The organism is Acinetobacter sp. TAC-1 (assembly GCF_029025845.1).
Lineage (GTDB): Bacteria > Pseudomonadota > Gammaproteobacteria > Pseudomonadales > Moraxellaceae > Acinetobacter > Acinetobacter guillouiae.
Genome location: NZ_CP118892.1, coordinates 3,332,263 through 3,346,612 on the forward strand (window position 1 = coordinate 3,332,263; position 14,350 = coordinate 3,346,612).

At 40.2% G+C, this 14,350-nt stretch carries 12 protein-coding genes; all 12 read right to left on the bottom strand.

Annotated features, from left to right (window positions below; all coding sequences use genetic code 11):
* Positions 1 to 7: 7 nt before the first annotated feature.
* On the bottom strand, positions 8 to 511 hold the full coding sequence (locus PYV58_RS15410) for a hypothetical protein (RefSeq protein ID WP_034618351.1): 504 nt from the start codon (positions 509 to 511) through the stop codon (positions 8 to 10).
* Positions 508 to 1,014, bottom strand: a complete 507-nt coding sequence (locus PYV58_RS15415) for a lysozyme (protein ID WP_034618355.1) — start codon at positions 1,012 to 1,014, stop codon at positions 508 to 510. Before PYV58_RS15415 ends, PYV58_RS15410 begins: the two co-directional genes overlap by 4 nt.
* Entirely contained in the window at positions 998 to 1,231 is a 234-nt protein-coding gene (locus tag PYV58_RS15420) for a hypothetical protein (protein WP_034618350.1), read from the bottom strand. Before PYV58_RS15420 ends, PYV58_RS15415 begins: the two co-directional genes overlap by 17 nt.
* A 44-nt stretch (positions 1,232 to 1,275) precedes the next feature.
* Positions 1,276 to 1,467 carry a hypothetical protein gene (locus PYV58_RS15425; protein WP_034618354.1) on the bottom strand — a complete coding sequence of 64 codons (192 nt, stop codon included), beginning with the start codon at positions 1,465 to 1,467 and terminating at the stop codon, positions 1,276 to 1,278.
* Positions 1,467 to 5,942 carry a phage tail protein gene (locus tag PYV58_RS15430; RefSeq protein WP_275059564.1) on the bottom strand — a complete coding sequence of 1,492 codons (4,476 nt, stop codon included), beginning with the start codon at positions 5,940 to 5,942 and terminating at the stop codon, positions 1,467 to 1,469. The genes PYV58_RS15425 and PYV58_RS15430 overlap by 1 nt, the downstream gene beginning before the upstream one ends.
* A gap of 52 nt (positions 5,943 to 5,994) precedes the next feature.
* Complete coding sequence (locus PYV58_RS15435) at positions 5,995 to 6,645, bottom strand: tail assembly protein (RefSeq protein ID WP_275059565.1); 651 nt, start codon at positions 6,643 to 6,645, stop codon at positions 5,995 to 5,997.
* Complete coding sequence (locus tag PYV58_RS15440) at positions 6,629 to 7,384, bottom strand: Mov34/MPN/PAD-1 family protein (protein ID WP_275059566.1); 756 nt, start codon at positions 7,382 to 7,384, stop codon at positions 6,629 to 6,631. The genes PYV58_RS15435 and PYV58_RS15440 overlap by 17 nt, the downstream gene beginning before the upstream one ends.
* A 3-nt stretch (positions 7,385 to 7,387) precedes the next feature.
* Positions 7,388 to 8,188: a phage minor tail protein L gene (locus PYV58_RS15445; protein WP_275059567.1), complete on the bottom strand. Its 801-nt coding sequence runs from the start codon at positions 8,186 to 8,188 to the stop codon at positions 7,388 to 7,390.
* On the bottom strand, positions 8,172 to 9,347 hold the full coding sequence (locus PYV58_RS15450; RefSeq protein WP_275059568.1) for a hypothetical protein: 1,176 nt from the start codon (positions 9,345 to 9,347) through the stop codon (positions 8,172 to 8,174). Before PYV58_RS15450 ends, PYV58_RS15445 begins: the two co-directional genes overlap by 17 nt.
* Before the next feature lie 50 nt (positions 9,348 to 9,397).
* A complete protein-coding gene (locus PYV58_RS15455; protein ID WP_275059569.1) occupies positions 9,398 to 9,739 on the bottom strand; it encodes a phage tail protein in 342 nt (113 codons plus the stop codon).
* A complete protein-coding gene (locus PYV58_RS15460) occupies positions 9,736 to 13,881 on the bottom strand; it encodes a tape measure protein (RefSeq protein WP_275059570.1) in 4,146 nt (1,381 codons plus the stop codon). Before PYV58_RS15460 ends, PYV58_RS15455 begins: the two co-directional genes overlap by 4 nt.
* 77 nt (positions 13,882 to 13,958) lie before the next feature.
* Positions 13,959 to 14,333: a hypothetical protein gene (locus tag PYV58_RS15465; RefSeq protein WP_034616716.1), complete on the bottom strand. Its 375-nt coding sequence runs from the start codon at positions 14,331 to 14,333 to the stop codon at positions 13,959 to 13,961.
* Positions 14,334 to 14,350 lie beyond the last annotated feature (17 nt).

The window sequence follows — 14,350 nt, forward strand, 5'->3', positions numbered from 1 at the left end:
TAAGCCCTCATTTAGAGGGCCACGCCTCCCTCAATCTTTCTGCATCAGCTGCGTGTCCATCAGCTTTTTCTGCCACTGTTCGATATTCAGTAATGCAGTTTTCGAGTATGTCACTGTTGGCAACGGTGTACTTAATGATGGTTTCTTTGGAAGCGCTGGACAAGCGACTGCTTGCAACTTTGAGCTGCTTTGACAAGCTGTTAGCATTGGACTGAGCAAGATCAGCATCAGACTTAATTTGCTTAATTTTGGCATTATAGTTTTGCTCCGCTTTTAACTGTTGTTCTGACCATTGTTTTTCTTTAAGTGCTGCTGAGGCTTTGGCTTGTTCTGCCAATGCTTTAGCTTCTGCAACTTCTGTTTTGTATTTTGCATTCAATAATGTGTATTCATTTTTAAAATGATTTACTCGCCATGATTGAATGCCTAAAGCTGTTATGGCCAACAATAAAAAAACCGCCATTGCGATAATGACGGTTTCATAGAATTTCGCTAAAAATGCTTGCATCATTGCACCCCTATACACTTGTTATATCGATCTAATTGCCGAGTCCAAACACCATAGCAGCCATTTGAACGCACTGAGCAATCACGCTTTGCAACGTACTTGTATTTTAAAAGTGATGTACAAGCTTGCTTATACTGCCCCGCTTTCAAATTACGGAGCATTGATGAGCCATTCCAATTTGCTTGGCCATAGTTGTAAACGAAGTCGAGATAAACGTCATACTCAGTCTGAGTAAGCTTCACGCCTTGTAAAGACTTACGAAATGCTACTTCATCTTTAGCGATATGAGCTTTGGCAATTTGAACCGCGCGCTCTTTAGAAATTGGTTTGTCAGTCATTTTGACTTTTGTACCATTTTCATAAGATGTGGACCCGATTCCAATCGTTGCCACTTTTGCACTATCTAAATATGGTTTTGGCTCATAGCCCTCATACTTTATTAATGACGTAAAAAAAGCAGCCGAAGCTGCTAAACCTATTACTAGGTATTTAGTCTTGTTCATAATCTTTCCCATGCATGCGTTTATTGTGTAATTGCTGATCCCGCTGGTCTTTGCGATATGCTGACCAAAGCTGAATAATTAAACCCACTACAGCACAAATCCCTCCTACAACAGCCATCCATTCGGTAGTAGATAATCCCCCATATATAACCATTGATCCCCCTGCTAAATTTGTTGCTAAACCGAATGATGCTGTGCTTGATGTTGCTGGTTCTGCCATGACCTATTTCTCCAGAAAATAAAAAAGCACCTATGTAGGTGCTTTCAATTCAAATAATATTGGTTTTCAACCAGCTGCTGATTTTTGACAAGATAACGCTGTTGCTCTATCTGGTCCTCTATTTGTAAAACATCTTGACCTGGATCAAGATGTATTCTTTGCTTTAAAAATTCAGGGCATTCAACAACATTTAGAACGACACCTGTTTCAATACAATAAACTGCAAAATATGCCATTATTTCCTCATCGTCATTGCATGGATGTAGCGTTGTGACACGTTCACATTACCGCCTGAATCTGAGCGCAATTGAAGCTCAAACGTTCCCGCAATCAATGTTGAATCATGTCTTGAAATATTTAAGGTTCCTGCACTTCGAGCACTTCCTCTAATCTCAACATTGTGATTATGAATCCCGTCTAGACCCATTGATGCACTTCCAGACAAACTTAAATTATGGCTATGTGAACCAGTTGTGTTGGTCGATCCGTTGTAACTATGGTTATGTGATGAACCCGAAATCGTTCCAGCTGTTGAGTTTTGAGTATTGCCATTGAATGAATGCGAATGGCTTCCTGAATCGGTCATTGAGCCACTAACATTGACTGTTATTCCATGGTTGTGTTGTCCGCTGTTTTGAGTCGTTGTACCCACAGAAGCATAATCAATAAAATGCACCTCCAAATCTTCAAAGACAACAGATCCATTCTTCAGTACACGACACAGTAAGCGCTGGCTAGAGGTATAACCTACAAAGCTAAATACAGACCCAAAAGTTAAAATCGTATGCCCCATATCTGCTGGTACAGCCAAAGTTTGAACAGTGGTATAAGTCGTACCAATGGTCAGAATCGCTTCAGCAAATGCAGAAACAGGTACTGTCACAGCATTGTCTTTGATTTTTAGCGTATCTACAGCCAAATTATCAATCTGACCATTGCCTACAGCTAAATTATCAATTTTACCTCTCGTAACAGCTAAATCATCAATTTGGCCAGTCTTTACAGCAAGCTTATCAATATGTGATGTTTTTACTGATTGATAATCCATAAACACTGATTTCAAGTATGCAGCAACAGGAAATACAGTACCTGTGACCGGATCAGTAAATGGTGTGGTTCGGAAAATAAACGGATAAGAAACTGTCCCATTACTTCCACTTCCAATAGCAAATGAATCAAAATTTAAAATAAATTGAGATTCAACACCATTATTTGCACCACCCCACCCTGCAATTTTTCCATTTACATCCAACTTGATAAATTTCTGCGCGTAAAGGCCATTAACAGATTGAGTGACTTCTTGAACGGCTGCTTTATTACCATTCAATTCAGTCTGTACAGTATCTATTCGACTGGCTTGCGCCATATCAGCTTCGATTCTTGCTGATTGTTCAGACCATACGCCAGCATACCCACCAGAATTACCAATAAAATCAGACTCTGAACCAATCAATGGCGGATTGATCTGTGCATACACGCCATTCAGCATGGTTGTATTTGCAACGACGCGATTATCAACAGCAGATAAATCCGACTTGACCTGATTTAAAGCACCTGTACTTGCTTTGTCTTTAATTTCTAAATTTAAAGCATCAATTAACACCGCATTTGAATTTGATTTCTCAACTGCAATTTGTGCTGAATTTCGCACAGTTGCTAAAGCTTGATCATTCTCAACAATGTAAGTATCAATCTTTTGAACTGTGGCCTTATCTCCCTCTATACGCGCTTGAACTTCTTGCTGTGCAAAGGCTTGAACATCATTAACTTGGGCAACAGTTGTATCAATGCGCTTACTTAAAACTAGATCACCTTCAATCATTGCGGATTGAAGCGACCAGGTTCCCGCGAAACCTTGATCATTACCGATCAGATCAGATGATGAACCAATCAAAGGAGGATTCAATTGCGCATAAACACCATCCGTTTTTTCAGCAGTTAATTTCAGATTATCAGCAACAATCTTAATATCAGATTGCGCAGCTGCTATTCCATCCTCACTTGATTTCTTAACCGTATCAACAACCCGAAGTACTGCATCATCACCATCAATAATTTGCTGAGATAAACCATCTTTCGCTTGTTGAATCGCATACTGACGATCAATAATTTCTTGGCTGATCTGATCCTTTGTATTCTGAATGTCCTGCTTAATTGGTCCTATTTCAGCGTCAATGGCCTCAATATGATCAATCTTGGTTTGCAGATCCTGATGCAGTTGGGACTCGGTAATCTTACTTTCCAAGATTTCCAAGATATCCGATGCATCCGCTGAAGTTGTTGCATTAGTCCAGCTTGACCAAGGACCAATATTTCCAATTCGATCAATCAAACGGGCACGATAATATTGTTTTAGATTAGGCTGTAATCCTTGCAATGTATGCGTACTAGTCGGATAAGCAAATAATCCCAATTGAGCAATATTACTTACACCATCGGGTGAAACTTGAATCTCTGTATAAGCTGTATCCAGTGCACCAACCGCAGGAAAGCCCCATTCAAGTTTGATACCAAATAAGATTCCCATTGCATTAATAAAAGCCAAGGCAGGCGGTGTACCTTGTTTACCTTTTAACTCAGTTAAAATTGAATAAGTAGATAAAGAAGCCACTTCAAACGCATTAATCGCTGTGACTTTTGCCTGGTAATTTCCTGAATAAATCCCTTGAACTTCAACAGAGTTGTTACCCGTTGTCGGCATCTTGATCCAAGAGCCATCATCTTTGCGCCACTCTACCAAGTACTTCACAGCACTGGTTGCTTGTGGCCAAGAGATTAACATCGTGGCAACCGTTAATCCTTGTTGCACCATGTCATCTGTAGAAACTGATACAGATTCTACAGGTGACTGAATATTTGGATTAATGATTGTAATTGGACGATCATCAATAAATGTGCCTTGATCAATCGCATCAAACTTTGCTGGATTGTATTGCAAGCCAGTAATTGTGAATTGATGTGTATCATCACGGCTGATTGATACCACTCTAAACTTCATTGTCGCCAAGTCTTGAGCATCCACAACCCATACGTTCTGCGCTGCAACAGAATCGAATGCAGCGACAACGGTAATTACTCTGCCATTTTTTGACTGAACAATTCGCGCCTGTGCTTTGCCATCCTCTCCATTCACCACTAAGCGATCACCAGCGCGACATACAACATCATCACGATCAACAGTAATGCTTTTTAAATCAGCACTCACTGAAGAAATACGTCCACCATTGGCACGACCAGCAAAGATTGGATCGGCAATTTCAATCACTTTGCCTGGTCGGGGAATAAAACCATCTAGACCGACTTTAAAAGTCACAGTTCGAGTTTCAAACTGTTCGGTTTTTAATGCCCAATTCCCAGCACGTTGTGCCTGACCCACTGAAGTACAACCATAGGCAGAAATATCTAAGATGCGAATGCCATACTTTGCAATGGCTGCCTCATCACGCACAATTTCATATTCAGTTTTATAACGATTTTCTGGATTGTCATAAGCCACTTTGGCAATGGTGTGTCGGTCACGTGCACGTGTGCCTGAATATTCAAACCGCCCATCAATCACGTTCGCACTGGTGAAAGTGTATAGCGTGTCTTGTGGAATATCGGCATCACAGACAATCGCTTGACCATCCCAGTAAATATAGGCTCTGAAAGCCCCTGCCATTTTGGACAATACAGACCAAGCATCATCCTGAGATTGCTCATAAACATTTAGAGTAAATCGTGGTTCTTGCCCCCCTTTACCATCTGGCACAAGCTGATCACAATACTGGCCTAAACGATAAATGGACCATTTATCAATCATGGATGAATTGATGCGATTACCCAAAGCATAGCGCTTTGCAATACAAGCATCATAAAAATGCCATGCTGGATTGTTGCTATATGCTCGTTTAAAGCTACCATCCCACAGCCCAGTGTAGATACGCGTTTCAGGGTTATAGTTGCTTGGTAAACGAATTTCCACACCTTCGCATTCAACTGCCATTTTTGCGACATTTGAAAATGTTTGAGCATCATAACGAAGCCCAAGCAATGCTGTATTTGGATAGCGTAGTTTTGCGTCAATAACCTCTGTGACTGCCTGCACATACATTTTATCGCTGATAAATTCTGAACTGGTATTCGGTGTCAAACGACGAATTCGTACTTGCCAACCTGAATCAGCCTTTGGTAAATCAATGCGATGAGAACGTTCATAGTTCGCTGAGGTTTTATCGGAAATTTGAGTATTTAAGACTTCAGACCAAGTCCCCCCATCGGTTTGCACATCAACTGCATAACGGATGGTATATCCATTCAAATCACCGTTACTCTCATTCTGTTGACGTAATGGTCCCCAACGTAAGCGCAAACGAACCGCATCAAGTTCTGTATTATTAAATGCTTTGACCCATGGTGTTTCAGACTTTAATTCAACCCCAATCGCTGTTTCAGATGAAATGTCTGGAAATCCCTCAATATAGGTTTGATCGTTTGTACCCTCACGAATATCTACACTGACATTTTCAAAATTCCAGTTGCCTTTAAAATCTTGCAAAGGGGTATCATCTAAAAATATGGATTTATACCCATTGGCTAAACCTTTAATTGGACCCTCAGACAAACCATAAAGAATTTTTATAAAAGTTTTAGATTGTGCTGAGTCAAGATCAATCACTGGCTGACGTGGCTGTTGTGCCCCAGCTTTTGCGCCCTTAATTGGTGTATTCATAAATTCCTCAAGCATAAAAAAAGGCGCTTTATGCGCCAGGACTCAACCTTATCTACGTCATATCTTCAGGATATTGGCCTGCTGATACGATGAATCCGCCAATCTCTCGTTTACCACGTAATACAGGAACAGGATTACCCTGGGCAATGGTGGTTACAGCTCCACCAAAACCAAAATTGGCACGATTGCCGTCTTGGTTTTGATTAGTATTCGGATCAACTTTAGGTACGAGCATTTGTGCGATACCACCCATCACCATGCCTGCACCAGCACCGATCAAAGCAACCCCCATGTTTGAAGTTGCCCCACCTGTCCAGAAGCCAGCAACAATCAATACAACACCAAGAACCAGCTGCAATACTCCGTTATCACCACCTGCGCCCAGAACCCGTGGCACAATCTTGATTTCCGTTGTATCTGTGAGCATATCTATTTCAGACACACAAATATTGTTGCCTGTAATAGTTCTGCCCGTTAAAGTATCAAAACATGCTGCTTTTTTCTTGCCGCGCTGTTTAGATTTACTATCTGTAAAAATGGCAAAAGCCAAACCACGTTCATGTGCACTCAGCAAGTAATTTTCAAATCCATCCATCTGAGCGGATAAAGCACGAATCGCTTCACGTGGACTCGCAACATCAAGCTTAAATTGATGACCAAACTTTTGACCAAGTACACCGTATAATTTAATTGTTTTTAACATCTCGATGCCTCACAGTGATGGCAACCCGTTCTTGCCATTGTTGGCCAAACACTTCACGTACTGATTTACGGTTATACGGATGATGTAAAATCAGCGAAGATCCCACACAAGGCTCCGTTTGTTCTGATTTCAATGCACCATTATCACCAAGCCAAATCACCGCATGATTAACATGCTCAGTGCGTCCAACTCGACATAACATGACATCGCCATATTGCAGATCTTTCACTTCACTAAAACCTGCTTTACTGAAGTTATCTAAATACAAAGAAGCATTTTCAGCAGATTCCCACCAACGATCCATCCGTTCAAAATCAGGCAATACAGTGTTGTATTCACGCTGATAGAAATCACGAACCAAGGAATAACAATCTTGCCAACCATGCTGATAATTACGTCCTATCAATGGAGCCTGATAGCCGCACGGCTCATAGACCTGAAACTCAATATCAGGATAAGCACATATGACCCAAGGTTTTTTATGCAATTCGATTTGAATTAAATCCAGTTCAGATGCTTTTGCTGAAGCATTTGGATGAGAATGAACATAAGCCTGGATTTCACCTACATCTTCAGCGTGTGCTAGATCTACAGGATCAATTTCAAACTGGTCCTGAAAATTAGAGATATTCTGACATCGAATATATTCCTTATTCACAATCACACCACAACATTCACCTGGGAACATTTCGGCAGCATGTAAATGAATTGCTTTTTTGAGCTTTGCTGATAGCTTCATAAATCACCCAATCATGTTGGCTGCTGGTTGACCGCCAAAACTGCCTTCATTTTTTCGGACTTTGCAGGAACTTAAACGCCCACCACATTTATCCAGGGCTGGATTATCTGTAGGTTCGTTTTTCTCAGTGAACATGGCTGCACCTGTATAACCACATTCTTCACCACGATAATCACCCATCATGCACCAATGGCATTGGCTACTGACTTGCCGTATTGGAATACGCTGACCTTCAAAGTCAATTGGATTCGACAATTCAAAAGTCACTTGCTCCATGTTTTCTGAGGTTTTTTGTTCGATAAACCAAAGCTGATTTTCAGCTTCATTCGAGGCAGTTGGATTGCCTTGGCTGAAATTTTCAGCATCAATATATTTAGCCAATGTGGAAATTACGGTAAGTCTTGCACCTGCAAAATCATTGAACTGTAAACAATAAGCCGATACCGCATTTTGTAATCCATCAATATTATTGGCCATTGATAATGTTGGACTTGATGCGCGACCTGTGGAATTCATTTCCATGCCATCAGCTTGAATTGCCATTGCTGAAAATGTCTTGCCTTGCCAAATGATATTGCGCTGCCAAACTTTATCAGTACCTACATCAAAAACTTTACCAATCAAATCACTATCAGATCCAATCAGACCATCTGATCCAATTGATGAGTAAATCTTTTCCCAATCTTGAAAAGCGATATGCCCATGAAATCGCAAAATGCCAGCTCCTAAAGCGCTGGCATCTAATTCAAATAATGTAATTAACCCATCAACATAGAGTTTCTGATAATCACTGTTGAGGCTCATAAGTCACCTCGTCATAGCTTTGGTTCCCATCCTCATTGAGCACAGGTACATTATCAAAGATCGGCTGACCTTCACTGTCTACAGCTTGCACCCATTCGAATACTGGCTCGCCTTTATCATTGATAACAGGTTGATTGCTCAAGATTGGAGTACCATTTTTATCAGTTTGAATATGGGTAACAGACTTTTGATATTTCTGGCCTTCCACGATGACGGTGTTACCATCATCATCAAATAAGTCTTCATACTTGGTAATGTAAGTCAGTTGCGGTGCATACTTTACTTGTTGAACCATTCGAGGCTGTTTTTCAGTCCTTTGTACTTTTATGACAACAGGCTTAGCATTTGAATGAAGTCGAACATCAATCCAGCGTGGTTCACCATTGGCATTATTTGGAATATCCATTGGTGCATCCAAATTCGCTACAATATCTCCTTCTTCATTGAGCTTTTTCTTAAAGGATTTAATTTCAAGATCACCATTTTCTAATGTCTGATATTCAACTGCACAAATACGATTGCCATTGGTATCAGTTGGTACTTCAATCCACCAACCTTCTTTAGCAAAGCCTAGTGTATTTTTAATCAGGTAATGACCAATATCCACTTTTTCAAAAATAGGATTTTGCTCTATTGCTTCATCATTCGCTGAAATCTTATCAGCAAATAATTGAACAATTGGAGATGCAGCTTTAACAAAACCGTTTGAATCTATTGTTGTATTATTTCCTGATAAAATTTTGCCATACCGCACTCCACGGACCGAAGGATCTACCTGAACAGAAGTAGAAACTCCGTGATATAAATCTCCATTATTAGTACCAATCAAATAATTATTTGTATAAGCACTTAAAGTTGGTAACGATATTGCAGATCCTGAACCCGAAGACACATCAGGCACATCCTTAAAACTAATAAATCTTGTTTTACGTAACTCAGCAGTTGGTAAATTTTTAAATGGATTTGAAATCTCAGATTGAAAAGCACCTAAGCCAAATGCCCCAGTTTGAAGTAAATTTCCACTTTCTTCACCTACATAGCGACTTGCAGCATGGGTACTATTGGTGAAGTTTTCATTTAGTTTGGTGCCTGTCGAACGAAACGTATCACCACCAGCACCACTTGGCGCGGTTCCTAAATTAATGTATTGATAAGTCATATTTTTCTCGCAATAAAAAACCGCCTTTCGGCGGCTAATTTTTGTTGAATTTAAGGGTAAAAGACTTGGGTGAAAGTGGTGGAGATTTGCCACATGCCAGCGCCTAATGATACCAATTGATATTCACCAGCTTTGACACGTACTTCACCATCTAAAGGCGAATCCCAAAGGAACGAATCTGCACCCTTATGATCATCAAAAAAGGCCTTAATCTCTCGAATTAAAGCCTCTTTACCATTTTTAGAGAATTGCCAGACACCTGATTTATTGTTAATCCCTACTGAGACATTTTGCTCATAACCATCACCAAATTTACTGGTTAAGACTTTAAATGTATTGGATTGAGAATTGCCTTCAAAGTTTTGGCAATGGGTGAATTTACGGTTGCTCATTTAGATAATAATCCCCCTTGACGCTTCTCTCGAATAATCACAGCTCGTACAGCATTACCAATCGCATCACCAAGTTGCTTTTGGTTTTGAGTATTACCGCCTGAAGTATTTATGCCTGAGTCGGTGACGTTTACTTCAATCTTAATATCTCCACCGCCTTCACCCTGAGATGAATTCTTCGGAATAGAATTGAATCGTCTACTATCAACATCAGTATAATTAAGTTGAGGTACCCCGATCACACCACCATCTTTAAATTTTTGGATACTTAAATCTGACTTAGTAGGTGGGGACTTCATAGACATATATTTACTATGATCTGGAATCTCACCAGTAAGATTCATGTAATTTAAAGCGGATAAACCAAGTTTAGACACAGCTGAAGCCTTCATCATAAACTCGCCATTGGATGCCATGATTGGAATATCATCACTCGTTCCAGTGCCTTTGCCTGTGATGTGACCGCCAGTTGCAAAACCTTGAGGTGTAATAGCTTGGATCATTGCTAAGAAAGTGCCCTGATCTAAAGCAGCCTTAGCACCTGCGGCAACTTTCTGCCATACAGTACCTGGTTCTTTAGCATATGCATCAGAAACAGATGACCATAAATTCATACCCGCTTGAGTAAGCGCAAAGCCCTGTTGCATTGCAAACATTGTTTTATAAGCACCTGAGCTTTCACCAAGAATACCTTTAAACATATTTGCAAATGAACCGGTCAATTGCTGAGCTTGAGTTAGTTGTAAATTCAATGAATCCGTTTGATACTGATTTTCAATATCAATCATACGTTTATTATGCGCAGCCCAAATTTGTTCACGAACCTCAGCTAATTTTTGTAAATCAGCGCCTGGCTCTTGCTCCTGTCTTTCAACATCAGCACTCTGTGTTTCAAGTAAATTCTGTGAAACCCCCATTCGACTCAGTCTATCTTGGCTAACCTGGTATCGCCCTGTAGATCCATTCATTTGGGCTTGTACAGATTCCCAACCTGTTGAGGCATCTCTTAAACGTCTACTTAAATCAGCTTGATGTTGAAGAGCGAGCATTTGCGTTTTAAATGATTTCTCTTTTGGGTCCTCGTTGCTCTGATCTAAAAGCCTCCTTTCGATATCATATTTTGCTTGAGCCATCTGCAACTCAGACATATAGAATTCTTTGGATTGAAGTAATTGCTGTTCTCTAACAAGTTTTGATTTTGCAAGTTCATAATTATATTGCTTATCAATTAATGCAACAGCTTGGGTGCGCTGTTCCTTTGATAATTCAATATCTCTAGATGCATAAAACTTCTTTTGATCAAAACTATCTTTCAGTAATTGTTCATCTGTTTTCATAAAAGATGAATATTCTTCAAGTTTAGATTTTAGCGTATATTCAGCAATCGCAATCTCGTTGTCTGCTCTTGCTTGATACTCAGCTTTGATTTCCGCAGTACGTTCTGGTGTAAAGCCAGCCTTATCTATTTCAATCAACTTGTCTTTCAAAGATTCACGAATCTTGGTGACTTCATTTGCAACATTAAGCTCAAGTGACTTTCTAGATTCTGCCTGTTGTTTCACAAAATCAAGGTAGTCTTTAAGGTCCCCCATAGTATCGGAAGTGCCTTTAGCCTTTAGCTCACTACCTCCAAGACCCACAATCCATTTATTGACTGATGATGCAAAGTTAGTAACTTCTTTATTGCGTTCTGAGCTACCATCCACCCGTCCAGTTTTATCAAACTGCCTAGAGCCACCAACACCTGCATTATGAGATCGAATAGCAGATTCCCAACTACCCAACTCCTTGTAAGCTTTAGCAAGATTTCTAGCCACAACATCAGCAATTACAGGGAGATTTTTAGAGTCAGCAACACTGATTCCATTATCTTTGCGGTAACTACTCGTTGTTTGGAAATAACCGATAGCACCCGTTGGACTAACAATATTAGGATCCCCCTTAGATTCTTGAGCCATAAGGCCTGCAAGATAATTTTTAGGGATGCCATATTTAGCACCAATACCATCTAAATCGGCTTTAGCTGAAAGATTCGCTATCTTCTGAAGCATTAGCAACTCAGACTGAGAATATTTAAATCTCTTTTCAGCTTCTTTGGTGCGCTCTTTTTCGGATTTTGTGCGCTCATCCTCTACTTTTTTAATTTCATTGTTGGTGATGAGTTCCCTTCCCAACAAAACTAACGCGCCCATAGGTAATTGCTGATTTGTTCCTGTGATACCAGCAGCATCCCTCGCATTAAGCAAAAGATCAGCAGCCTCCTTGGTTAGACCTTTATTGTAAAATTTCAGTCTTTCTTCATTTTGCAATGAACTAGAAAGTGAATTACTAATAAATTTCTGAATTGCACCATCTAGCGCTTTTACCTTTTCAGAGGTCGTAATTGCTTCTTTTGAGATTTCTTTAACTTTCAATGCTGCATTGGAAGACTTGTTGCCCATCAACTCAACATTAATGCCAAACACCTTTAAAGCATTCGCTGAGTTATTGGCTTCATTACGAGTGTTTTCTAAAGAGCTAACATAACTATTCCCCTGTTTAAACTGCTCAGGAGTAATAACATTCATTTTATTAAGTTGGCTTAATGCATCTATTTCGCTTATCTTTCCTGCATGAACAAGGTCTGAAATTCTAGCGACTTCAAGATTCCCCTTATTTGCATCCTCAATCATTCGCATATATGTTTTAAATTGAAATGTTAGGGCGTATAAGGATTTGTTTTGCGAATCAAATGCAGCATTTAAATCAACAATTGCGCCTTTCTTTTGAGCACCTTCAAGTGCTAATAATTCTTCCTTGGTTTTGTTCGCAACATCTGCCTGTTCAGAAAGTTTCTGATTTGCCTTTGCAGCTTGGCTCTCCATATACATATAACCAGCAGCTAATGCGGTTACACCAATGGTTAGCAACCCTATAGGACCGCCAACTACACTCATAATCCTAGAACCAATTGCTGAGCTTGCGTTTAATGAGTTCTGCGCAACGGTTCGCTGTGTAGTTGCGGCCGCCATATTCCTTTCCGCGACAGCCAATTGAATTGCAACTTGAGTTGCTCTAGCCTCTAAAACTATTCTTTCTTGGGTGGCGATATTTGTTCGTAATTTGGCGACAATTAGATTTTGTTCTGCTGCCAATTCTCCCACTTTTGCTTTTGCGCGTTGAACCTCAACCATAGAGAGTCGAACTTGAGATTCTAAAGCCGCTGCATCAGCCACTCTCCTCTGCATACTTGCAACTATCGACTCTCTCATTGCTAATGTTTGACTGATAACCGCTTTTGTTAGAAAAGCCACCCCACCCAAAGTAGCTACATTGGCAATAGTATCAACATTGTCAGCAACCAATTTTATTGAAGATGCGAGTGTTTTTGCTGCCCCTGAACCCGAACTAGCCTCACCAACAAATTTAGTGACAGAATCATTCAACTGTGTAAAAGATTGAGCAATTGTAAAGTCGGTTTTGGAAAATAAATCATCTACAGAAGTTTTGGCTTTGGTTAAAGCCTTAATTACGATGTCACCTGTTAATTGTCCTTCACCCGCCATTTTACGCAGTTCGCCAATGTTTACCCCTAAACCTGTTGCAATTGCCTTTAGGAGTGCTGGCGCCTGTTCTGCGATACTGTTAAACTCCTCACCACGCAATACACCCGAAGCTAGAGCCTGCCCGAACTGCATCAATGCAGCTTCTGCACTCGCTGCGCTCGCACCTGAAATTGAAATGGCTTTTGAAACCGTATCAGTCAATGAAGCTGTTTGCTGCATTGTGATACCAAGACGTGAAGAGTTTTCAGCAAAACGTTGATAAACCTGAGCAACCGAACCCCAAGATTGCGCTGTCGCTTGAGCAATAGCAAAAGTATCTTTTGTAGCTGTACTTAATTCTTGCTGAGAATTAGTAACAAGTTTTAATCTGTTTTGGAGGTTAGTATAGCTATCAGTGTAGGCTATCACTTGATGAACTGAGAACGAACCCAATGCCGCAACAGCTAACCCTTTAATCGCATTAGTTGCACCGTTTGTACTTTGCTCAATGCGTCCTAATTCTCGATTAGCTGCATTGGAAGCGTCACGCATACCCTGAGTAAAGTTGCCCGTACGACAAATTAAATCAAGGGTAAGAGATCCTAATTTAGTTGCCATACTTTTCTCCAGGCAATAAAAAACCACCTTTCGGTGGTTTTCTTTAATTTAATAATTTAAAAAATATGCTTTATAGCTCAAAATGCCATAGCAGCAAGCTTTGTAAATGTCTTGCTATCGGTGGTTGCAAGCATTTTTCTACCATCTTTAAATTTAATGATAAAAGTTACATCTTTCCCTTTACCACCAAGCAACAACCCAGCCAATAAACCAACAGGTCCTAGAATTGCTGCGCCTGCTAATCCCCATCCAACAGTGCCTCCAACTCTTTTGACGTTCTCTTCAGTTGCTATAGAAACCTCTTCAACATCATATTTATTGAATGAATTAGATTTTCCCAATAACCCATCACCGGGCGCCCAAGCCGCAGTAAACGAAAAAGCTAAATCGTTAGCAGATATTACGCCCTTACCTTTAGTAAAGTCCCCTGCATGAATTACTAAATTAGCCACTATATTTCCCACCCTAA

Excerpts from the sequence above, each read along its gene's own strand:
- PYV58_RS15410 (WP_034618351.1), bottom strand. The coding sequence starts at position 511 with ATGATGCAAGCATTTTTAGCGAAATTCTATGAAACCGTCATTATCGCA.
- PYV58_RS15420 (WP_034618350.1), bottom strand. The coding sequence starts at position 1,231 with ATGGCAGAACCAGCAACATCAAGCACAGCATCATTCGGTTTAGCAACA.
- PYV58_RS15425 (WP_034618354.1), bottom strand. The coding sequence starts at position 1,467 with ATGGCATATTTTGCAGTTTATTGTATTGAAACAGGTGTCGTTCTAAAT.
- PYV58_RS15430 (WP_275059564.1), bottom strand. The coding sequence starts at position 5,942 with ATGAATACACCAATTAAGGGCGCAAAAGCTGGGGCACAACAGCCACGT.
- PYV58_RS15435 (WP_275059565.1), bottom strand. The coding sequence starts at position 6,645 with ATGTTAAAAACAATTAAATTATACGGTGTACTTGGTCAAAAGTTTGGT.
- PYV58_RS15440 (WP_275059566.1), bottom strand. The coding sequence starts at position 7,384 with ATGAAGCTATCAGCAAAGCTCAAAAAAGCAATTCATTTACATGCTGCC.
- PYV58_RS15445 (WP_275059567.1), bottom strand. The coding sequence starts at position 8,188 with ATGAGCCTCAACAGTGATTATCAGAAACTCTATGTTGATGGGTTAATT.
- PYV58_RS15450 (WP_275059568.1), bottom strand. The coding sequence starts at position 9,347 with ATGACTTATCAATACATTAATTTAGGAACCGCGCCAAGTGGTGCTGGT.
- PYV58_RS15455 (WP_275059569.1), bottom strand. The coding sequence starts at position 9,739 with ATGAGCAACCGTAAATTCACCCATTGCCAAAACTTTGAAGGCAATTCT.
- PYV58_RS15460 (WP_275059570.1), bottom strand. The coding sequence starts at position 13,881 with ATGGCAACTAAATTAGGATCTCTTACCCTTGATTTAATTTGTCGTACG.